The following is a 19,182-nucleotide window of genomic DNA, read 5'->3' on the forward strand; positions in this document are numbered from 1 at the left end:
GCGTGCTCAGGCGCCACGCAGGCGTTCGGCGAGGTACGCGTGCAGCTCGTCGATCGACACGCGCTCCTGCGCCATGGTGTCGCGGTCGCGCACCGTGACGGCACGGTCGTCGAGCGAGTCGAAGTCGACCGTGACGCAGAACGGGGTGCCGATCTCGTCCTGGCGGCGGTAGCGGCGGCCGATCGCGCCGGCGTCGTCGAAGTCGACGGCCCAGGAGCTGCGCAGCGTGTCGGCGACCTCGCGGGCGAGCGGCGACAGCTTCTCGTTGCGCGACAGCGGCAGCACGGCGGCCTTGACCGGCGCGAGGCGCGGGTCAAGCTTGAGCACGGTGCGCACGTCGGTGCCGCCCTTGGCGTTGGGCACCTGCTCCTCGCGGTAGGCGTCGACGAGGAAGGCCATCATCGCGCGGGTGAGGCCGAACGACGGCTCGATCACGTACGGGGTGTAGCGCTCGCCCGTGGCCTGGTCGAAGTACGTCAGGCTCTGGCCCGACGCCTCGCTGTGGCTGGAGAGGTCGTAGTCGGTGCGGTTGGCGACGCCCATCAGCTCGCCCCACTCCTTGCCCGCGAAGCCGAACTTGTACTCGACGTCGATCGTGCCGGCCGAGTAGTGCGCACGGTCGTCTTCCGGTACGTCGAACTGCCGCATGTTCTCGGGGTCGATACCGAGGTCGATGAACCAGTTCCAGCAGGCCTCGACCCAGTGGTCGAACCACTCCTTCGCCTCGGCCGGCGGCGTGAAGAACTCGATCTCCATCTGCTCGAACTCCCGGGTGCGGAAGATGAAGTTGCCGGGGGTGATCTCGTTGCGGAACGCCTTGCCGACCTGGCCGATGCCGAACGGCGGCTTCTTGCGGCTCGCGGTGAGCACGTTCGAGAAGTTCACGAAGATGCCCTGGGCCGTCTCGGGGCGCAGGTAGTACAGGCCCGACTCGTCGTCGACGACACCGAGGTAGGTCTTCACCAGACCGGAGAACGCCTTGGGCTCGGTGTACTGCCCCTTGGTGCCGCAGTTGGGGCACGGGATGTCGGCGAGACCGTTCTCGGCCTTGCGACCCTTGCGCGCCTCGAAGTCCTCGATGAGGTTGTCTGCGCGGAAGCGCTTGTGGCACTGCAGGCACTCGACCAGCGGGTCGGTGAACGTCGCGACGTGGCCGGAGGCCTCCCACACGCGCTTGGGCAGGATGATGCTCGAATCCAGGCCGACCATGTCGCCGCGACCGCGCACGAACGTCTGCCACCACTGGCGACGGATGTTCTCCTTGAGCTCGGTGCCGAGGGGGCCGTAGTCCCAGGCCGACCGAGAACCGCCGTAGATCTCACCCGCTTGGAACACGAATCCGCGGTGGCGGGCGAGGGCGATGACCTTGTCGAGACGGGACTGTTCGGCCATGGTGGCTCCAATGGTCGGATGCGGAGAAGCCCGTGAGCACGGGCACCGTTATTCTACCGGTGGTCGCAGCGCGTCCCCTGGTCGCGGCCGCCGCCGGAGAGTAGCTTCCTGGCATGAGCACCGCAGCTTCCGCACCGCCTACCCGCGACGACGACACCCGCTTCTTCGGGCAGCCCTGGTCGCTCGTGCACATCTTCGGTGTGGAGATGTGGGAGCGGTTCAGCTTCTACGGCATGCAGGGCATCCTGCTCATCTACCTGTACTACTCGGTCTCGCAGGGCGGCCTCGGCATCCCCGAGGCGGTGGCCGGCGGCATCGTCGGCGCGTACGGAGGTTCGGTCTATCTCTCGACCATCCTCGGTGCCTGGCTCGCCGACCGGCTCTTCGGCGCGGAGCGAGTGCTGTTCGTCAGCGCGATGGTGATCGTCGCCGGCCACCTCGCGCTCGCGCTCCTGCCGGGACTCGTCGGGGTCGGCGTCGGCCTCGTGCTGGTCGCCCTCGGCTCCGGCGGCCTGAAGGCGAACGCGACCTCGGTCGTGGGCAGCCTGTACACGCCGGAGGACCCGCGGAGGGATGCCGGCTTCTCGCTGTTCTACCTCGGCATCAACCTCGGTGCGTTCCTCGGCCCCATCCTCACCGGCATCCTGCAGTCGACCCTCGGCTTCCACTGGGGCTTCGGGCTGGCAGCACTGGGCATGACCCTCGGTCTCGTGCAGTACTCGTTCGGCCGGCGCGCGCTCCCCGCCTCCGTGCGCGAGGTCCCGAACCCGCTGCCCCGGTCACGGTATCCGCTGGTCGGGATCGTCGCGGGCGCCGCGATCCTCGTCCTCGCCGTGCTCGTGCTGACCGGCGTGATCCGCGCCGACAACCTGGCGACCATCGTCATCATCGGCACGGTCGTCGCTGCCGTCGCCTACTTCGCCGTGATCCTCTCGAGTCGCCGAATCGACGCGACGGAACGGTCGAGGGTCTGGGGGTTCCTGCCGCTGTTCGTCACGAGTGTCGCGTTCTGGTCGCTGTACCAGCAGCAGTTCACGGTGCTGACGGTGTACTCCGACAAGCGCCTGGATCGGAACCTGTTCGGCTGGGAGATGCCGGTCTCGTGGGTGCAGTCGATCAACCCGGTCTTCATCATCATCCTGTCGGGCGTCTTCGCCGCGATCTGGACCCGGCTGGGAAAGCGTCAGCCGTCGACGCCGGTGAAGTTCGGGCTCTCGGCGATCATCATGGGGTCGGCGTTCCTGCTGTTCCTGCCTTTCGCCGGTGGGGGCGCGAACTCCACGCCGCTGCTGGCGATCGTCGGCATCCTCTTCGTATTCACGGTCGCCGAGCTGCTGCTCTCGCCCGTCGGGCTCTCAGTGACCACCAAACTCGCACCGAGCGTGTTCCACACGCAGATGGTCGCGCTGTTCTTCCTGTCGATCGCCCTCGGCACCGCCATCTCGGGCGAGCTCGTGAAGTTCTACAACCCCGACGACGAGGTGCCGTACTTCTCGATCCTCGGCGGCATCGCCATCCTGGTCGGCATCGGCCTGCTGCTGAGCGTGAAGCCCGTGCTCAAGCTCATGCGCGGGGTGCGCTGAGCACTGCCGCGTGAGCGGATCAGGGGAACCGGGCTTCAGACGGTGAAGAGGTAGCCGCGCGCGTTGTCGTACCCGGCGACCTTGAGGCCGCTGCCGAGCAGGCCCTCCATCTGCGCCCGCAGGCGGAGACGCCACTCATGGGCGGCCGCCGGATCGGAGACGCGCAACGACTCGATGTCGTCCGGGATCTCGAGGGTCTCGACGACCGCGTCGTCGGCCGGGGGCTTGGCGATGTCGGCGAGCGCCCACTCGACGTCGAGGCGGTCGCTCTCATCGCCCGCGTCGCCGCCGCCGAAGATGCCGTAGCGGTTGACCGAGTAGCCGGTGGCGCGGGCGCCCAGCACCGTGAAGAAGAAGTGCGCGTTGCGTGCGACCAGCGGATCGAAGACCCACGTGATGCGGCCGACATCACGCGAGAACGCCCACTGACGCTGGTGCTCCTTGAGCTCGCGCCCCCACCCGCGTCCGCGATACTCGGGCAGCAGCGCGGTGATGTGCGAGTGCATCGCACGCCGGGCGGGCTCGCCGAAGAACGCGATGGAAGCGCCGACCATGCGCTCCTCGTCGCCTTCGCCGTCGAAGAAGCCGACGACGTAGTTGCCCGACTGCTGCAAGGCGCGCAGCGTGCCGGCATCCACCACGCGCTGCGGGCCCCGGATGGAGTCGAGCAGGCCCTGCGCGTCGAGGATGAGTTCAACGGTGTCGAGGTCACGGATGGTTCGCACGCCCCCAGTCTGCCCCTCCACGGCCCGTTCGAGGAATCGGGATCGCCGGATCACCGGTACGGGAACGCCTCCCCTCCGCCCGCGGCGAGCGCCTCGGCGACGATGCGGATGTGCTCCTCCGCCATCTCCGGTGGCAGCGGAGGGAGGATCTCGTCCCAGAATGCGAGCACGGCTCCGCGACCCTGCATCATGCCCGCTGGGCGTCCCAGCGCCCACAGGTGCATATGCGCCGAACCGTCGTTCCAGCGGCCGAAGTGGCAGCGCGCGACACCCGGGACGCTCTTGACCGCCTGCGAGACGCGCTGCAGGAGCGGGCCCAGTGCGGCGAGCACGTCGTGCGGGGCGTTCTCCAGGAGCCAGTGCTCACGCGGGGCGACCCCGCCGATGAAGGGCAGCCCGCCGACGTCCCATCCCGCACGGACCTGCCAGAGCTCGTCGTGCCAGAGCGTGTACTCACTGGGCCCGCAGTGCCCGCACTCCTCCGGGTCCGACTCACCGGCGCGCGGCTTCTCCGGCACGAGCATCGGCTCGAGCGGCCGCATGGTCACCGTCTCGAAAGCCCAGGGCAGGCCGTCCGCGATGGCCGAGGCGTCGAGCACCTCGCCGATCGGGAGTCGGCGGTGGTACGCGGAGTCGGCGGGGTGCTGTTCGAAGGCGGCGTCGTCGCTCATCCGGCCATGCAACCACGCGGGGCGCGCAGCGGGTCAGACCTTCCGCAGCGCGTCGCGATCGAGCTGAGCCACCGACGTGAGCCCGGCGAGACCGAGCGTGATGTCGAGTTCGGCGAGCACGTTGCGGATCACCTCGTGCACGCCCCTCTCGCCTGCGACACCCAGGCCGTACGCATACGGGCGGCCGAGCGCGACGACGGTCGCCCCCAGCGCCAGCGCGATCACCGCGTCCGCCCCACCGCGCACGCCGGAGTCGAACACGATCGGCACCCGGCCAGCGACCCGCTCGGCGATCTCGGGCAGCACGTCGAGCGTCGGCACCGACCGGTCGATCTGGCGGCCGCCGTGGTTCGAGATCCAGATGCCGTCCATCCCCGTATCCAGCGCGGCCTGTGCATCGTCGGGGTGCACGATGCCCTTCAGGATGATCGGCAGGCTCGTCCACTCGCGGGCCTTCGCCAGATCGGCCCAAGTGAGCGCCGGTGTCGAGAACACGTCGAGGAAGGTCTCGACCGCGGCGCGCGGCAGCGGGGATCGCAGGTTGTCGCGCAGAGACCCGCCGCCCGTGAGGGGCGCACCCTTCCGTGCGATCGTGAGCGCGGCGGCGACCGCCTTCGGTGTGACCTTGACGCCGGGAGCATCGCCCTTCGGCACGGCGGCGCGCTCGCGCACCAGCTCCTGGAACACCGGATCGCTCGTGTACTGCGCGATGCCCATCCCGCGGGTGAAGGGCAGGTACGCGAGATCGAGGTCGCGGGTGCGCCAGCCGAGCAGGTGTGTGTCGAGGGTCACGACGATCGCCTCGCACCCCGACGCCTCCGCACGGGCGAGGAGTGAGCGGTTGAGGTCGTCCGACGCCGACCAGTAGAGCTGGAACAACCGGGAGCCGAGCGGCGTCTCCCGAGCGATCCGCTCCATCGGGAGCGACGCCTGGTTCGACAGCGTGTACGGGATGCCGAGGGAGGCTGCGGCACGCGCGACCGCGAGGTCGGCGTCGGGGTGCGCCATCTCCATCACCCCCAACGGCGCGAGCAGCAACGGGGTCGGACGCGTCCTGCCGAGGAACTCCACGCCGAGGTCGCGCGTCGAGACGTCGCGCAGGGGCGGGGCCACACCTGCCAGCGGTCGAACGCCGCACGGTTCGCGGCCACGGTGCGCTCGGCACCTGCGCCACCGGCGATGTACGCGAAGGCTTCGGCGCTCAACGCCTTGCGGGCGGCCGTCTCGAGTCCCGCGGCATCGATCGGCACCGCCGGCCTCGTGCCGCTGATGCCGGCGCGGTAGATGTCGGACTGGGTACGCCGGGAGATGCCGCGGTGGGCGGCGGGATCGTCCGGAGCGACGCTGCTCGTGACCATGTCGACATGCTAGCCAGCCGCGAACGGCCCCGCACCGCCCGATCGCCGATAGCCTTGGCCGGTGGGTGCGAACGACGAGAGAGCCAGGAAGCGCCTCTCCCGCACCCCGCCGAAGTGGGCGATCGTCGCCGTCCTGGCCTTCGCCGGACTGTGCTCCTCGTTCATGTTCACTCTCGTCGTGCCGCTGCAGGCCGAACTGCCGCAGCTGCTGAACGCCTCGCGCGAAGACACCAGCTGGGTCGTCACGGTCACCCTGCTGGTCGCCGCCGTCGCCACCCCGATCTCGGGACGCCTCGGCGACATGTACGGCAAGAGGCGCGTCGTGATCGCGCTGCTGACCATCCTCATCCTCGGCTCCGTGATCGCGGCAGTGTCCGGCTCCATCGTCGGCGTGATCATCGGACGCGCACTGCAGGGAGCCGTGACGGGTGTCGTCCCGCTCGGCATCGCGATCATGCGCGACGTGCTGCCGCCGGAGCGTCTCGGCACCGCTGTCGCCCTGATGAGCGCGACCATGGGCGTCGGCGGTGCGATCGGGATGCCGGTGGCGGCGCTGCTCGCCCAGAACGCCGACTGGCACATGCTGTTCTGGCTCGCCGCCGCGCTCGGTGTCGTCGGGCTCCTGCTGGTGCTCGCCGTGATCCCGGAGGATGTGCTGCGCTCCCCGGGCCGCCTCGACGTGCTCGGCGCCATCGGTCTCGCGATCGGCCTCACCGGCATCCTGCTCTTCGTCTCCCGCGGCGCCGAGTGGGGATGGACGGCGCCGCTCACCCTCGTCTGCATCATCGGTGGAGTCGCGGTGCTCCTGCTGTGGGGTTGGTACCAGCTCCGCACGAAGGACCCGCTGCTCGACCTGCGTGTGGCGGCTCGACCCGCGGTGCTCTTCACGAACATCGCAGCGATCGGAATGGGCTTCGCCCTGTTCGCCTCGAACGTGACCTTCCCGCAGATGCTCGAGATGCCCGCGGTCGGCGGTGCCGGATTCGGGCTCGACATGGTCGCGGCATCCCTCGTGATCATGCCGGCTGGCCTGGTGATGATGGTCATCTCGCCGCTCTCCGGATGGCTTGAGCGCACGGTGGGCCCGCGCCCGCTGTTCACGGTCGGCGCCGCCGCGATCGTGCTCGCGTACGTCTTCGTGCTGCTGTGGTCTTCCGAGGTGTGGCACATCTTCGTCGCCAACATCTTCATCGGGGTCGGCATCGGCTTCACGTTCGCCGCCATGCCGATGATCATCATGCGCTCGGTCCCCGCGAACGAGACGGGCGCCTCGAACGGGCTCAACGCGCTGTTCCGCTCGGTCGGCACCTCGAGCGCCTCGGCCGTCATGGGCGGGATCCTCGCCGCGATGAGCGTCGAGGTCGGCGGTGTCGCTGTGCCCACCCGCGCGGCCTTCGAGGTGTGCTTCTGGCTTGCGATCGCTGCAGGCATCATCGCCGTGGTGCTGTCGCTGTTCATCCCGAAGCAACGCAGCTCCGAGCAGCACCCCTCCCTGCCCTGAGCCGACCTCGACGGCGTCGCAGATCCGCACCGAGGTCGCAGGTCCGGCGCGAACGACACGGAGGCGGGAGACGAAAGGCACTCAGCCGGGAATTCCTCACGATCCCGCCCCCGTGGGCTTGCCGGGGTTCAGTCGCCGAGGTAGGCCACGGCCTCGATCTCGAACTGCAGGAACCCGAACCCCATCGCGATGGTCGTCCTCGCGGGACGCGGATGCGCGAAAGTCTGCAGATACAGCTCGTTGTATCTCGGGAGCGCGTCCTCGTCGCGCACGAAGACGCCGAGGCGCACCAGGGCGCCGCGGTCGGCACCCGCCTCGGCGAGCGCTCGGTCGAGGTTCTCGACCGAGCGTCGGAACTCCTCGTCGAACGTGCCGGGGACGAACGCCCCGGTCTCCGGGTCGGTGGACGCCTGCCCCGACACGTAGAGCCAGTCCCCCGCTCGTACGGAGCGGCTGAGCACGCGGTCGGGGTGGGCCCCGAAGTGGTCGATCATCTCTTCTCCATCCCAGCGCGGATCGCGCCGATCGCCCTTGTCAGGGGTGCGAGTCTGCGCTCGAACTCCACGGAATCCTCGGGGTCCTGCACCTTGGCGCCGAGGAACAGCATCCGATCCCAGGACGCCGCGTCGATCTCGGCGAGCGTCATCCCCACGCCGCCGCCATCCAGCAGAGATGCCGGGTCGTCGGACCGGAGCGGGTTGTGAAGGTCGTCCCAGGCCGCGCCGAGCGGCCCCGCCGTCGACGGCGCCCCGGAGAACATCAGCCCGGACAGGGTCCCCGCCCGGACGAGGTGCCGGACGTGTTCGACCGGGGTGCGCGCCGAGCGACCCTCGATCGCGGATCGGCCCCAGTTCACGGACTGACCGGACACCGCACCCCCGTCCTGCGCCTCGTCGACCGCGGCCTGCTCCGCGGCCAAGGACAGGTATCCCTTGATCGGCGCCTGTCCGGCGACGAGGGCGTCGCAGTGCTCGACGATCAGCGGAGTCCCTTCGGCCGCGTCCGTGAGCTCGCGTAAGGACAGAGCGAGCGCCGACGCATCCGAACTCACGCCGTCGATCGCCCGCGGCGCCGAGTGAAGCTCGATCGCGCGCACGGCCGTCCTCCCGAGCACGGCGTCGAGGCGCCGCGTCTCAGCGAGAAGCCGCCTGATGTCGTCCACGGCCGCATGCCGACCATCCGCATGCTTCGAGGCGAGCCCGTAACGAGGGTCCGTCGTGCTGCCGGCGATGGCCTGGGGAAGAGCGGTGACGACGAGATGCCACCCCTCGGGAAGCAGCTGCGCGAGATGCTCCGGTCCGCGCGGGTGCAGCGTCCCTCGGAAGAACACCTCGAGGCCGTGCGCGCCCTCGACGGCGGCGAGCGCCTGGAACCACCTCCGCTCGGATCGCTCGTCGAGCGCGGGCCTTCGCGGCTCGGCGGCGTAGGCGCCGAGTGTGAGTCCGTCGATCATCCTGATCGTCGTTCCGCCTCGGCCCGCGCCGTGCTCATGCGGGGACCTCGGAGGCCGCGCCGAGATCGCTGTCGGCGAAGGCCGCTGCAGCGCCGATCATCTCGCTCATCCCGCGGGCGACGGCGGCGGTCTCCGCGACCGAGAGACGACTCGTCGGCGCCGACAGGCTCACGGCCACCGGCAGCGTGGTGCGCGGGACGAGCACAGCAAGGCAGCGTCCGCCGACCTCGTTCTCCTCGTCGTCGAGCGCATACCCCCGCTCCCTGGTGCGCTCGACTTCCGCCAGGTACTCGGCCTGGTCGACGATCGTGTGCTCCGTCAGCGCGGGCATGCCCTCCTGGTGCAGGATCGCCCGCACCTGCGCGGTGGTCATCCGCGTGGCGAGGACCTTGCCGAGCGCCGTGGCGTGGATGAACTCCCGTTCCGCGGCACGGGGAGCGTTGCGGATCGACGCGCGACTCTCGACGATCTCCAGGTACGCCACCCGCGACCCGTCGAGGAGTCCGAGGTTGATCGTCTCGCCGAACCGGTCGCGCATGGCGACGAGCTGCGGTCGCAGGCGCCGCGAGAGGGTCTCGAGCCGATCGCCGTTGAGGGAGATCCCCATGCGGTAGTCGCCACTGTCATCGCGCTCGACGTACCCGCGCTGTTCGAGCGTGCTGAGGTAGCGGAACACCGAACTCTTGGGGAGTTCGGTGGCCTCGGCGAAGTCCATGAGGCTGAGTCCGTCGGACGTCGCCTGGACCAGGTCCAGGATGTCGCAGACCCGCTGCACGGAACGGATGGAGTAGTTGGCATCGCTCATAGTGGGTTCCTTGTCGTGACGAGGTCGTCGGAGGCGAGACCGAGCACTCCGGGTCGGACGGGCGTCACGCCGACCACCGGCTGACCGGAGACGACGGCGGCCGCGCGCTGCAATGTGGTGACGATGCCGTCGATCGGGGCGATGACGATCTCCTGCTCCCGCCCGAAGACGTCGATGACGCGACCGACCGGATCGCCACGACGGACGGGGTCGAGGAGCGCCACGATCCGTTCGAAGAAGCCGTCAGACGTCACCGCGGAGAACGCATCGGTGTCGCCGTCGCCATGCACCCACAGGGCGGGCGCCGGGCGGGTACGCGGCGGGGTCTCGGCGGCGACCAGCCCGCAGGCTTCGAGCACGGCGCGCACGCCGTCCGTGTAGGCGTCGACGTATCCGCGTTCCAGGACCCCACCGAGGGGCGACTCCACATACAGCGCCGGGATCCCCCGTTCCGCCGCGACGGTGAGCGTGCGGCCGGGACCGAGGCGCGGATGCGTCCAGAGCATCGGCATCCCGAGCCCGAATGCGAGGCGGACGGACTCGTCCGCAGCGGGGCTGCCGTCGTCGAGGCAGCCGACGAAGAGCGGCATGTCCGCCGCGCTGTTGGAGGTGTGGAGGTCGACGATCACGTCGGCGTGTGCGAGCACTTCGGACGTGAGCAGGTGCGCCAGCTGCTCCGTCCGACTGCCGTGCACACGGCCGGGGAAGCTCCGGGCGAGGTTGCCGCCGTCCTCAGGAGAGACTCTCATGTCCGCGCGGCGTGCGGCCTCGTGCGCGACCGGGATCACGGTCAGCCGACCGGCGCACAGGGTACGGATGGTGTCGGCGACGGCCCCTGCCGCGACGATCCCCCGACTTCATCACCGTGCACGCCGCCGAGCACCACCACGTGCGGGCCGTCTTGGCAGCCGCGCTGCTCGAATACGTCCACGCCGATGCGCCCGTCGGCGGTCGAGAGCCGCCGCGCCAGCGGATCCGTTCCGTGGTCACTCATCCGTCTGCCTCTCTGCGAGCCGTGCGAGCACGCCGGCGACGGCATCCGCGGGGATCACCGGGACCTCGTGCGCGCCGGCGATCCGGCGAAGCGCCTCGACGTCCTTGTATCCGGCGCCGGTGAGGACCACGGCGACGTGATCGTCGCGACCCACCTTGCCCGAGCGGACGTCGGCGACGACTCCGGCGAGCGCCGTGGCGCCGGCGGGCTCCACGAGGATGCCGTGCTCCCTGGCGAGCAGTTCCTGCACGTTGCGCACATCGTCGTCGCTCACGGCCGTCGCGTGGCCGCCGGAGGAGAGCACCGCGCGGGATGCGCCTTCGGCGTCGTACAGGATCGCCATCTGCAGACCGGAGATCGAGGTCTGCACAGGGCCCCGCATGCCGGACAGGTCGCCCCCGAGCGCTGCGGGCAGCGCCGCCGCCCCTCTGGATGCACTCCGACGACGCGCACGGAGCCGCCCTCCATGGCGAATCCCCTGCCCAGGCCTGTGAGCAGACCACCGCCGCCGACCGGGGCGTACACCACGGAGAGGTCGGGCACCTCCTCGGCGAGTTCGTATGCGATGGTCTCGACTCCGCTCATCGCCTCGGGCGCGTAGTGGAAGCCGGTCAGCATCGGATAGTGCCCGCTCGTGCGCGCGGCTGCGGCGATGGCATCGGCCACGGCTGCCGTCGAGGCGGCATCATGGCCGACCCCCTCGACCCGGTACGCCGTCCCTCCGGCTGCCGTGATCTCGAGCAGCTTGACCGGCACCGTGTCGGAGAGGGTGAAGAGGACGGCTCGACTCCGGGCCGCGGCGGCGTACGCGGCGGCTGCGGCTCCTCCGTTTCCCGACGAAGTTCCGACGAGGCCCGCGAGGCCGTCCTGCCGCACGAGTGAGGCGGCGACAGACGCGATCCTGGCTTTGAAGGATCCGGTCGGATTGCGGTCCTCGGCCTTCAGGCGCAGCGAGCCGAGGCCGAGCCGTCTCCCCAGAGTGTCGCTGAGGTCGAGGAGGGGCGTGTCGCCTTCCCCGAGCGAGACGATGTGTCGCGGGTCGCGGATCGGCAGGCGGTCGAGGAATCGCCACATGCCCCGGCGCGGGAGGGGAGCGCTCACGTCGTGACCTCCGTCTCGCGACGGACGCCTCGGCGCCGCAGGCGGGGATCGGGCACCGGCACGGACGCCAGGAGGCGACGCGTGTAATCGTGTTGAGGGTCGTCGAACACCGACTCGGTCGGCCCCTGCTCCACGACCTCGCCGAGATACATCACCGCGACGCGATGGGCGATGTGGCGCACCACGGCGAGGTCGTGCGCGATGAAGAGGTAGCTGAGCCCCAGTTCCGCCTGCAGGTCGGCGAGGAGGTTGATCACCTGCGCCTGGATGGAGACGTCCAGCGCCGAGACCGGCTCATCGAGGATGAGCATCCGCGGTTCCAGGGCGAGCGCACGTGCGATGCCGACTCGCTGCCGCTGACCGCCGGAGAACTCGTGCGGGTACCTGGAGGCGAACTCCGGGCGCAGCCCGACGAGGCCGAGCAGTTCGCGCACCCGCGCCCGCCGTGCGTCCCGGTCGCCGACGCCGTGGATCCGCAGGGGCTCCGCGATGATGTCGCCGATCGGCATCCGACTCGGGAGCGAGGCGTAGGGGTCCTGGAAGACGAACTGCAGCTCTCGGCGCAGCGGGCGCCAGGCCGCGGGGCGCAGCCGGGTGATGTCGCGTCCCTCGAACTCGATGCGCCCCTGGGTCGGGGCCTCGAACCCCATGATCGTCTTCGCCACGGTGGTCTTGCCCGAGCCGGACTCGCCCACGATCGCCAGGGTCTCACCGGGTGCGACGTGGAAGGACACGCCCCGGACCGCCTTGACGGCTCCGCGCTCGCGTCCGATCAGTCGCTGACGCCCCGGGTACTCCTTGACGAGGTCCTCCACCAGGAGGATCGGCGTGGTCGTGTCCGCGCTCATGACAGCACCTCGATCCGCTCGCTCTGCGCATAGGCCGGGTCGACGTAGTGGTCCTCGCCCACCCGGACAAGCCGATGGTCACCCGAGGGCGCTCCGCTCCCGGGGAGGGCGACGGTACCGGTCGGTGGCAGCTCGGGGCGCGCCCCCACGGTCGCCAGACGTGTGGTGCTGCGATCCATCCGTGGAAGGCTCGAGAGCAGCGACTGCGTATACGGATGCCGGGTGTCGTGGAAAAGAGCGTCCACCGGCGCCTGCTCGACCACCCTTCCCCCGTACATGACCACCACGCGATCCGCCATCTCGGCGATCACGCCGAGGTCGTGGGTGATGAGCACCAGCGCGGCATCGACCTCGTCGCGCACGCGCACCAGCAGGTCGAGGATCTGCGCCTGGATGGTCACGTCGAGCGCGGTCGTCGGCTCGTCCGCGATGATGAGCTTCGGCCGGTTGGCGATCGCGATCGCGATCATCACGCGCTGTCGCATGCCGCCGGAGAACTGATGCGGATACTGTCTCGCCCGCCGTGCGGCGTCAGCGATGCCGACGTCGCTCAGCAGCTCGTGCACCCGGGCCCGGACCGCCGGCCTGCCGAGTCGCCTGTCGTGCCGTCGGATCGACTCGGCGATCTGTTCGCCGATGGTCATGACGGGATTCAGGGCCGTCATCGGGTCTTGGAAGATCACCCCGATGTCGCGACCGCGCCGACGGGAGAGCTCCTTCTCCGACTCCGTCAGCAGGTCGTGTCCGGAGAAGTAGGCGCGCCCGCCACGGACGACGGCCGATGGCGGGAGAAGACCCAGCGCCGACATCATGGTCACGCTCTTGCCCGAGCCCGACTCCCCGACCACGCCGAGGCACTCCCCTGGGCGCACGTCATACGACACGCCGTCCACCCCACGGACCGTTCCCGACTCGGTGCGGAACTCGGTCACGACGTCTTGCAGCGAGAGGAGGGAGCCGACGGGGTCGGATGTGAAGTAGGTGTTGTCAGTCATCGGTGGCTCCTCGGGTCGGAGGCGTCGCGGAGGCCATCGCCGATGAAGTTGACGGCGAGCACGGTGATCGCGATCGCGCATCCCGCGGGTATCCACAACCAGGGCATCGATTGGAGGACGGTGAACGACTGCGCTTCGTTGAGCATGTTCCCCCAGCTCGCGGTGGGCGGCGGAACGCCGAGTCCGAGGAACGACAGCCCGGCCTCGAGCAGGATCGCCTGCGCCACCAGGATCGTCGCGACCACCGTGAGAGGGGCGATCACCGAGGGGATGACATGCCGGACGAGGATGTGCGCGGTGCTCGCGCCGAGTCCGCGCACCGCCCTGATGCTGTCCTGGTCGCGGAGCGAGAGCACGAGTCCACGCACGATGCGGAACGCTGTCGGCCACTCGAAGAGCCCGACGGCGAGGATCATGGTGGTGATGCTGGGTCCGGTGAACGCCACGATGATGATCACGACGATCAGGGTCGGGAACGACAGCACCACGTCGGTGATGCGACTGAGCACCGAATCGACCCAGCCGCCGAAGAAGCCGGCGATCGCACCGAGCACGAGTCCGATGACGGTCGCGGTCAGGGCGACCGTGAGTCCGACCAGCAGCGAGACCCGCCCACCGGCGAGCAGACGCGCGAGCACGTCGCGACCGGCGGAGTCGGTGCCGAGGAGGTGTTCGGCGTTCGGGGGCTGCCGGATCGCCGACGGATCGACGGCGTTCGGATCGAACGGGAGGAGCAGCGGCCCCACGACGGCGGCGAGCACGACGACAAGCAGCACGACGGCGCCGACGACGGCGAGACGATGACGGAGGAACCGGCGGAGGGCGAGCCTGCGCGGACTCAGCTCCTGAGGTGCGCCGGACGAGGAGACGGGTGCTGCGACAGTATCGGTCATGTCACGGCCTCACAATCTGATCCGCGGGTCGATGATCGCGTAGAGGATGTCGGCCACCAGGTTGCACAGCAGCACCAGCAGCGCGATCATCATCACGAAACCCATCAGGATCGGGTAGTTGCGCGCGAGGATGGCGTCCAGCGCCATACGTCCGACGCCCGGCCAGGAGAACAGCTGCTCGATGATCACGGCCCCGGCGAACAGCACCGGGATCTGCAGGGCGACAACCGTGACGAGTGGGATCAGCGCGTTGTGCAGACCATGACGCAGCACGATCCGACCGCTGCTGAGCCCCTTCGACCTCGCCGTCGTCATGTAGTCCTGACCGAGCACCTCGATCATGCTCGACCGGGCATAGCGCAGGTACGGCCCGGCGAGCATGAGACCGAGGATGCTGCCGGGCAGCAGCAGGTAGTAAAGCGCATCGAGGAATCCTCCGCCGCCTCCTGGTGACCCCATGCCGGCGGTGGGCAGCCAGCGCAGGGTGAGTCCGAAGACGAAGATCCCGACCAGCGCGACGAAGAACGGCGGCACCGAGATCATGATCAGGCTGACGAAGCTGAGGCCGTAGTCGGCGATCGTGTTGCGGCGGAGGGCGGCGATGATGCCCAGCGAGATGCCGACCACCAGGGCGATGACGAGCGCGAAGCTCACGAGCCGCACGGTGGCGCCCAGACGCTCCGACAGGACGACGGCGACCGGGCGCCCGTCGGTGTAGGAGTAGCCCAGGTTGCCCTGGAGCAGCTCGCCGATCCACCGGACGTACTGCACGGGGAGCGACTGGGTGAGTCCGAGCTGCTCGCGCAGGCGTTCGAGAGCGGCTTCACGGTCGCCCACGAAGCCGATCGGGTTGAGCATCATCTCCGCCGGATCGCCCGGCATCGTGCGCACCAGGATGAAGAGGAGGAGGCTGATGCCGAACAGCACGGCGACGGAGATCAGCAGCCGACGGACGAGGAAAGCCGCCATGTGCGCCCTTTCTTCGGAGTGGGAGGGGATGCGGGGATCGGCGCCGCGGGATCATCGAGCCCGAGGCGCCGATCGATGGGTGTGTCAGCTCACTCGACGGTCCATTCCGCGATGTTCCAGAAGGCGTTCGTCGGGAGCGGGTTCACCTTGAACCCCTTGAGCCGCTCGCTGGTCGCCGCCAGCGTGTCAGGCACGTAGAGCGGGAAGATCGGCAGCTCGGTGTTGATGATGTGCTGCGCGTCGGCATACGCCGCCGCCCGTTCGTCCTGGTCCGTCGTGGCGATGCCCGCGAGCAGTGCGGCGTCGAGGTCGGGGTTGCAGTATCCGGAGAGGGCGCCGTTGTCGCACAGGAGCCGCACGTTCAAAGCGGCAGGATCGACATTGAACAGTCCGTAGCCCGAGATCAGCAGGTCGAAGTCGCGGTTCTTGATCGCTTCGCCGAGCGCCGCGTTGTCGTACTGAGTGACCTTGGCGTTCATGCCGATCTCCTGCAGTTGACCGGCGATGATGGTCAGCGCCTGCTCGCGGTCCTTCGGACCGGGGACGATCTCGAGGCGGACCTCGGTCGCCGGGTCCCAGCCGGCCTCGGCGAGGAGTTCCTTGGCCTTGTCGACGTCACGGGTGTAGTGGACCAGATCGTCGGGCACAGCCCAGTCCGGCCCGTGCTGGACGGTGTCGACGACCTCGCCGTACCCGGCGATCACCTGGTCGACGAGGGCCTGACGGTCGATGCCATACATGATCGCCTGTCGCACCCGCGGGTCGGACAGCTTGCCCGCGTCCCATGCGTTGTGCAGCGCCATGATGCCGGGGCCGCCGATCTCGTAGAAGGAGACCCCGGAGAGCTCACGGATGCGATCGGCGTCGGAGGCCGCGACCTGCGAGAAGTCGATCTCACCGGTCTGCAGCTGCGCCTGAGACGCGTCTGTGGCCATGAACTTCGCGTAGACGTGGTCGAGGCCCAGGTCTTCCCGGTACTCGGGGTTCGGAACGAACTCGACCTCCTCGTCGGTGACCCACTTCGAGAACAGGTACGGGCCGATTCCGACCTCCGGCTCCCGGAAGGCGGGGTTCGTCGCCAGGTCGGCGACGGGCATCTCGCCGTAGACGTGCTCCGGGAGCATGAAGTACTGCGGCTCGGCGAAGTCGATGATCTTCGCCGAGTTGGGGTGGGTGAGGGTGAGGGTGACCGTGGTGTCGTCGACGGCCTCGATGCCGCTGACGGAGTCGGCCGTGCCTGCCGTGACCTCGGCCGCGCCGACGATGTCGGCGAAGACCCCCGAGATCTGCGATCCCGACTCGGGGTCGGCCATCAGGTTGAGCGTGTACACGACGTCGTCGGAGGTGAACGGTTCGCCGTCGCTCCAGTTCACGCCCTCGCGGAGATGGAAGGTCCAGACCGTGGCGTCGTCGCTGACCTCCCAGCTCTCAGCGAGGCGGGGTTCGAACTGACCCTGGTCGTCGACGCCGACGAGGCTGTCCCAGTGCAGGGTCTGGATCAGCTGGTTTCCGCCGACCTGAAGGATCAGCGGGCTGAAGGTGCTGGGGGCGTTGTAGAGCTGGATGCTGACATCGCGGGATCCCGTCTCGTTCGGCGTGCTCGGCGATGAACAGCCGGCCAAGGAGAGCGCGACAACGCCCGCGACGACCGCGAGCAGTGTTCTCTTCTTCACAGCGGGTACCTTTCTCGGAATGCGTTTCGGGAGGTGGCTCCGTGAATCCCGCGAACCGGCGTCTCATCTGTCGGCACTACAGGTTTCATTTCGCAATACTCCCGCGTCCTCTCCTCAAAGGGAAGAGGTGATTGTCTCATTCTTGTAAACTTCGCGTTTCATTTACTGAAACCTCACGGCCTCGAAAGTGTGTTCCAGCCGACGTAGCGACCGCTGCGCTCGTCGTACGAATAGAAGTAGACCCGGAAGGCGGAGCCCTCGCGCACGACGGCGGGATACCCGCACTGGTACTCGGCGGTCAGCCGTCCATCACGCGGGTCCCGCAAGGCCACGGGTTCGCTCCACGTAGCCCCTTGCGGGTCGCCGACCCGGGCCTCGACGGCCGGCTCGATCCCGCTCCCCTCCGGCGCGCAGCGCCGCGAGACGAGCAGCAGCCGCCCGTCGTCGAACCGCGCCAGAGCCGGGGACATGCCGGAGAACGCCAACTGCTCGTACGGCGTCCAGGTCGCGCCCCTGTCGGCGGAGTACGCGCGATGGAACCGCAGCGTCTCGTCGCCGCCGACGCCCTGCTGCCGCAGGACCGCGAGGAGTCGACCGTCCTCGAGCAGGCACACGCTGGTCTCCGAGAATCCGTCAGTGGGGTCGTGGGGACGGAATGACGGGTCCGACGTGTCCTCGTCGCCGTCCATCCTGTCGCCGTTGCCGGTGTCGACGTACGCACCCGTGAGAGAAGCGTCGGGGTCGAAGGCGATCGTGCCGGCGATCCGCCACGACGCTCCGGCGTCCCGCGAACTCAGCACGGCCGAGCGCCACTTCTCCTCCGCTCGCTGCCGCCCCCAGATCGGCCACAGAAGCTCGCCGTCGTCGAACTCCAGGATCTCGCCGTAGACCGCGGGCCAGTGGAAGTCGATCCGCACGTCGTCGCCGGCGTCCCAGGTCGCACCCTCGTCGCGGGAACGCACCAGCCGGAGGGCGATGCGGCGGCCGGCCGTGCCCTCCCCGGGGTCCAGCGGACGGTGTTGACCGGGAGGAGGAGCGTGCCATCGGACAAGCGCGCCATGCCGATCGCCCCGAGCACCGCCTCCTCGTCGCCCCGCGGCACCGCGACAGGCACCGCGCGGGTCCAGGTCGCTCCGCCGTCGAGCGAACGGGTGACGTGCACCTCTCCCCCGGCCAGCCGTCCGGCACCGTCGAGTAGGCCACGACGTGGGCGCTCGGGGTGCGCACCGCTGCGGGGAACATCGCCGGCGCGTCGGCGACGACGCCGACATCGTCGACGCGGAGGGCGCCCGACATCATGACTCCCGCGCGGCGTCGACGATGCCTCGGATGCGGGAGGCGAAGCCGTCGGTGGGCGCCGTGAAGGGCTCTGCGACGGGAGACACGGGAAGACCGAGCGCATGAGCGGCGCCGACCTTCAGCGCGTTGATCGCCGCCGCCGGGCCTCCCGCTCCGTCGAGGCTCACGCGCAGCACCTCGAAGAGCGCCAGGTATCGGCGCACGGAATCGACGTCGGCCGTGCCGTCGCGGTGCGCGTCGTACATCGCGACCGCGGGCCCGGGGAGCACGTTGGCGAAGCCGGGCACGATGCCGTCGAAGCCGAGGACGAATGCCGCATCGATCGTGATCTCCGACCCGATGTAGGTGCGGAACCCCTCGATGCCCGAGACCGCCTCCACCAAGAGCCGCCCCGCGGTCAGGTCGCCCGATGAGTCCTTGACGCCTGCCAGCGCGCCGTCGGTTGCGAGCCGGGCGATGACGCCGGCCGGGAGCTTCCTCGGCGTGCGCGGCGGTACGTCGTAGGCGACCACCGGCACATCGACCGCTGCGGCGACGAGCGAGAAGTGCCGCTCCAGTTCGCTGTCGCTGGAGTCGAAGAACAGCGGAGGGAGCACGAGCACGGCATCGGCACCGGCGGCGACCGCATCGCGCGCGGCGACGACGGCTTCGTCCGTGCCGAGTCCTGCGACACCGCCCCAGACCGGGACGCGTCCGGCCGCGGCATCGACGACGGCCTCGATGGTCCTGGCGCGACGAGCAGGCGTGAGCGAACCGAGCTCCCCGGTCGAGCCAACGGCCAGGAGACCGTGGATACCGGCGGAGATCTGCGCCTCGGTGAGGACGTTCATCGCCGCGGCGTCGGGTTCGCCGTCGGGGGTGAGGAAGGTGACGAGAGGAGTGACGATTCCAGAGGGCAGCGCGTCACGGGTTGTCATGTGAG

Annotated in this window: 17 protein-coding genes and 2 pseudogenes; 2 read left to right on the plus strand and 17 right to left on the minus strand. The window is 69.5% G+C overall.

Going from position 1 to position 19,182, the window contains the following annotated elements; genetic code table 11:
* Window positions 1-6: 6 nt before the first annotated feature.
* A complete protein-coding gene (locus K1X59_RS18545) occupies window positions 7-1,392 on the minus strand; it encodes a glycine--tRNA ligase (RefSeq protein ID WP_183151122.1) in 1,386 nt (461 codons plus the stop codon).
* A gap of 113 nt (window positions 1,393-1,505) precedes the next feature.
* Here K1X59_RS18545 and K1X59_RS18550 point away from each other — a divergent pair, with 113 nt between their 5' ends.
* Window positions 1,506-2,975 carry a peptide MFS transporter gene (locus K1X59_RS18550; protein WP_220173701.1) on the plus strand — a complete coding sequence of 490 codons (1,470 nt, stop codon included), beginning with the start codon at window positions 1,506-1,508 and terminating at the stop codon, window positions 2,973-2,975.
* Between the two features lie 35 nt (window positions 2,976-3,010).
* Here the strand turns inward: K1X59_RS18550 and K1X59_RS18555 are convergent, their stop codons facing one another.
* From K1X59_RS18555 to K1X59_RS18565, 3 genes and pseudogenes are all read right to left on the minus strand, one after another.
* Window positions 3,011-3,700 carry a GNAT family N-acetyltransferase gene (locus tag K1X59_RS18555; RefSeq protein WP_220173702.1) on the minus strand — a complete coding sequence of 230 codons (690 nt, stop codon included), beginning with the start codon at window positions 3,698-3,700 and terminating at the stop codon, window positions 3,011-3,013.
* 50 nt (window positions 3,701-3,750) lie between these two features.
* Window positions 3,751-4,371, minus strand: coding sequence for a hypothetical protein (locus K1X59_RS18560; RefSeq protein ID WP_183151123.1), 621 nt, complete (start codon window positions 4,369-4,371; stop codon window positions 3,751-3,753).
* A 33-nt stretch (window positions 4,372-4,404) separates the two neighbouring features.
* Window positions 4,405-5,729 (minus strand): annotated as a pseudogene (locus K1X59_RS18565) (alpha-hydroxy-acid oxidizing protein).
* Window positions 5,730-5,790: 61 nt separating this feature from the next.
* Here K1X59_RS18565 and K1X59_RS18570 point away from each other — a divergent pair.
* Window positions 5,791-7,230 carry an MFS transporter gene (locus K1X59_RS18570; RefSeq protein WP_220173703.1) on the plus strand — a complete coding sequence of 480 codons (1,440 nt, stop codon included), beginning with the start codon at window positions 5,791-5,793 and terminating at the stop codon, window positions 7,228-7,230.
* A 128-nt stretch (window positions 7,231-7,358) separates the two neighbouring features.
* Here K1X59_RS18570 and K1X59_RS18575 read toward each other — a convergent pair whose 3' ends face one another.
* The 13 genes and pseudogenes from K1X59_RS18575 to K1X59_RS18640 all read right to left on the minus strand — a co-directional run bounded on the left by K1X59_RS18575 (window position 7,359) and on the right by K1X59_RS18640 (window position 19,177).
* The gene (locus K1X59_RS18575) at window positions 7,359-7,724 is read right to left on the minus strand and encodes a RidA family protein (RefSeq protein WP_183151125.1); all 366 of its coding nucleotides are present in this window, start codon (window positions 7,722-7,724) and stop codon (window positions 7,359-7,361) included.
* On the minus strand, window positions 7,721-8,683 hold the full coding sequence (locus K1X59_RS18580) for a DUF4862 family protein (RefSeq protein ID WP_220173704.1): 963 nt from the start codon (window positions 8,681-8,683) through the stop codon (window positions 7,721-7,723). The genes K1X59_RS18575 and K1X59_RS18580 overlap by 4 nt, the downstream gene beginning before the upstream one ends.
* 34 nt (window positions 8,684-8,717) lie before the next feature.
* On the minus strand, window positions 8,718-9,488 hold the full coding sequence (locus tag K1X59_RS18585; protein WP_183151128.1) for an IclR family transcriptional regulator: 771 nt from the start codon (window positions 9,486-9,488) through the stop codon (window positions 8,718-8,720).
* Window positions 9,485-10,237, minus strand: coding sequence for a succinylglutamate desuccinylase/aspartoacylase family protein (locus tag K1X59_RS18590; protein WP_244632184.1), 753 nt, complete (start codon window positions 10,235-10,237; stop codon window positions 9,485-9,487). Before K1X59_RS18590 ends, K1X59_RS18585 begins: the two co-directional genes overlap by 4 nt.
* A 41-nt stretch (window positions 10,238-10,278) precedes the next feature.
* Complete coding sequence (locus tag K1X59_RS18595) at window positions 10,279-10,482, minus strand: hypothetical protein (protein ID WP_183151130.1); 204 nt, start codon at window positions 10,480-10,482, stop codon at window positions 10,279-10,281.
* A pseudogene (locus K1X59_RS18605) lies at window positions 10,475-11,556 on the minus strand (pyridoxal-phosphate dependent enzyme). Before K1X59_RS18605 ends, K1X59_RS18595 begins: the two are co-directional and overlap by 8 nt.
* Before the next feature lie 23 nt (window positions 11,557-11,579).
* On the minus strand, window positions 11,580-12,431 hold the full coding sequence (locus tag K1X59_RS18610; protein ID WP_220173706.1) for an ABC transporter ATP-binding protein: 852 nt from the start codon (window positions 12,429-12,431) through the stop codon (window positions 11,580-11,582).
* A complete protein-coding gene (locus K1X59_RS18615; protein ID WP_183151133.1) occupies window positions 12,428-13,426 on the minus strand; it encodes an ABC transporter ATP-binding protein in 999 nt (332 codons plus the stop codon). The genes K1X59_RS18610 and K1X59_RS18615 overlap by 4 nt, the downstream gene beginning before the upstream one ends.
* Window positions 13,423-14,319, minus strand: coding sequence for an oligopeptide ABC transporter permease (opp4C, locus tag K1X59_RS18620; protein WP_220173707.1), 897 nt, complete (start codon window positions 14,317-14,319; stop codon window positions 13,423-13,425). Before opp4C ends, K1X59_RS18615 begins: the two co-directional genes overlap by 4 nt.
* Before the next feature lie 9 nt (window positions 14,320-14,328).
* A complete protein-coding gene (locus K1X59_RS18625) occupies window positions 14,329-15,288 on the minus strand; it encodes an ABC transporter permease (protein WP_183151134.1) in 960 nt (319 codons plus the stop codon).
* Window positions 15,289-15,377: 89 nt separating this feature from the next.
* On the minus strand, window positions 15,378-16,961 hold the full coding sequence (locus K1X59_RS18630) for an ABC transporter substrate-binding protein (protein ID WP_183151135.1): 1,584 nt from the start codon (window positions 16,959-16,961) through the stop codon (window positions 15,378-15,380).
* A gap of 173 nt (window positions 16,962-17,134) precedes the next feature.
* Window positions 17,135-18,232, minus strand: coding sequence for a sialidase family protein (locus K1X59_RS18635; RefSeq protein WP_258566931.1), 1,098 nt, complete (start codon window positions 18,230-18,232; stop codon window positions 17,135-17,137).
* A gap of 24 nt (window positions 18,233-18,256) precedes the next feature.
* Window positions 18,257-19,177 (minus strand): dihydrodipicolinate synthase family protein, encoded by a 921-nt coding sequence (locus tag K1X59_RS18640; RefSeq protein WP_183151137.1) that lies wholly within the window; start codon window positions 19,175-19,177, stop codon window positions 18,257-18,259.
* Window positions 19,178-19,182: the final 5 nt, after the last annotated feature.

Source organism: Microbacterium sp. Se5.02b, assembly GCF_019464375.1.
GTDB lineage: Bacteria > Actinomycetota > Actinomycetes > Actinomycetales > Microbacteriaceae > Microbacterium.

Excerpts from the sequence above, each read along its gene's own strand:
- K1X59_RS18545 (WP_183151122.1), bottom strand. The coding sequence starts at position 1,392 with ATGGCCGAACAGTCCCGTCTCGACAAGGTCATCGCCCTCGCCCGCCAC.
- K1X59_RS18550 (WP_220173701.1), top strand. The coding sequence starts at position 1,506 with ATGAGCACCGCAGCTTCCGCACCGCCTACCCGCGACGACGACACCCGC.
- K1X59_RS18560 (WP_183151123.1), bottom strand. The coding sequence starts at position 4,371 with ATGAGCGACGACGCCGCCTTCGAACAGCACCCCGCCGACTCCGCGTAC.
- K1X59_RS18575 (WP_183151125.1), bottom strand. The coding sequence starts at position 7,724 with ATGATCGACCACTTCGGGGCCCACCCCGACCGCGTGCTCAGCCGCTCC.
- K1X59_RS18580 (WP_220173704.1), bottom strand. The coding sequence starts at position 8,683 with ATGATCGACGGACTCACACTCGGCGCCTACGCCGCCGAGCCGCGAAGG.
- K1X59_RS18585 (WP_183151128.1), bottom strand. The coding sequence starts at position 9,488 with ATGAGCGATGCCAACTACTCCATCCGTTCCGTGCAGCGGGTCTGCGAC.
- K1X59_RS18590 (WP_244632184.1), bottom strand. The coding sequence starts at position 10,237 with ATGAGAGTCTCTCCTGAGGACGGCGGCAACCTCGCCCGGAGCTTCCCC.
- K1X59_RS18595 (WP_183151130.1), bottom strand. The coding sequence starts at position 10,482 with ATGAGTGACCACGGAACGGATCCGCTGGCGCGGCGGCTCTCGACCGCC.
- K1X59_RS18610 (WP_220173706.1), bottom strand. The coding sequence starts at position 12,431 with ATGAGCGCGGACACGACCACGCCGATCCTCCTGGTGGAGGACCTCGTC.
- K1X59_RS18615 (WP_183151133.1), bottom strand. The coding sequence starts at position 13,426 with ATGACTGACAACACCTACTTCACATCCGACCCCGTCGGCTCCCTCCTC.
- opp4C (WP_220173707.1), bottom strand. The coding sequence starts at position 14,319 with ATGACCGATACTGTCGCAGCACCCGTCTCCTCGTCCGGCGCACCTCAG.
- K1X59_RS18625 (WP_183151134.1), bottom strand. The coding sequence starts at position 15,288 with ATGGCGGCTTTCCTCGTCCGTCGGCTGCTGATCTCCGTCGCCGTGCTG.
- K1X59_RS18635 (WP_258566931.1), bottom strand. The coding sequence starts at position 18,232 with ATGTCGGCGTCGTCGCCGACGCGCCGGCGATGTTCCCCGCAGCGGTGC.
- K1X59_RS18640 (WP_183151137.1), bottom strand. The coding sequence starts at position 19,177 with ATGACAACCCGTGACGCGCTGCCCTCTGGAATCGTCACTCCTCTCGTC.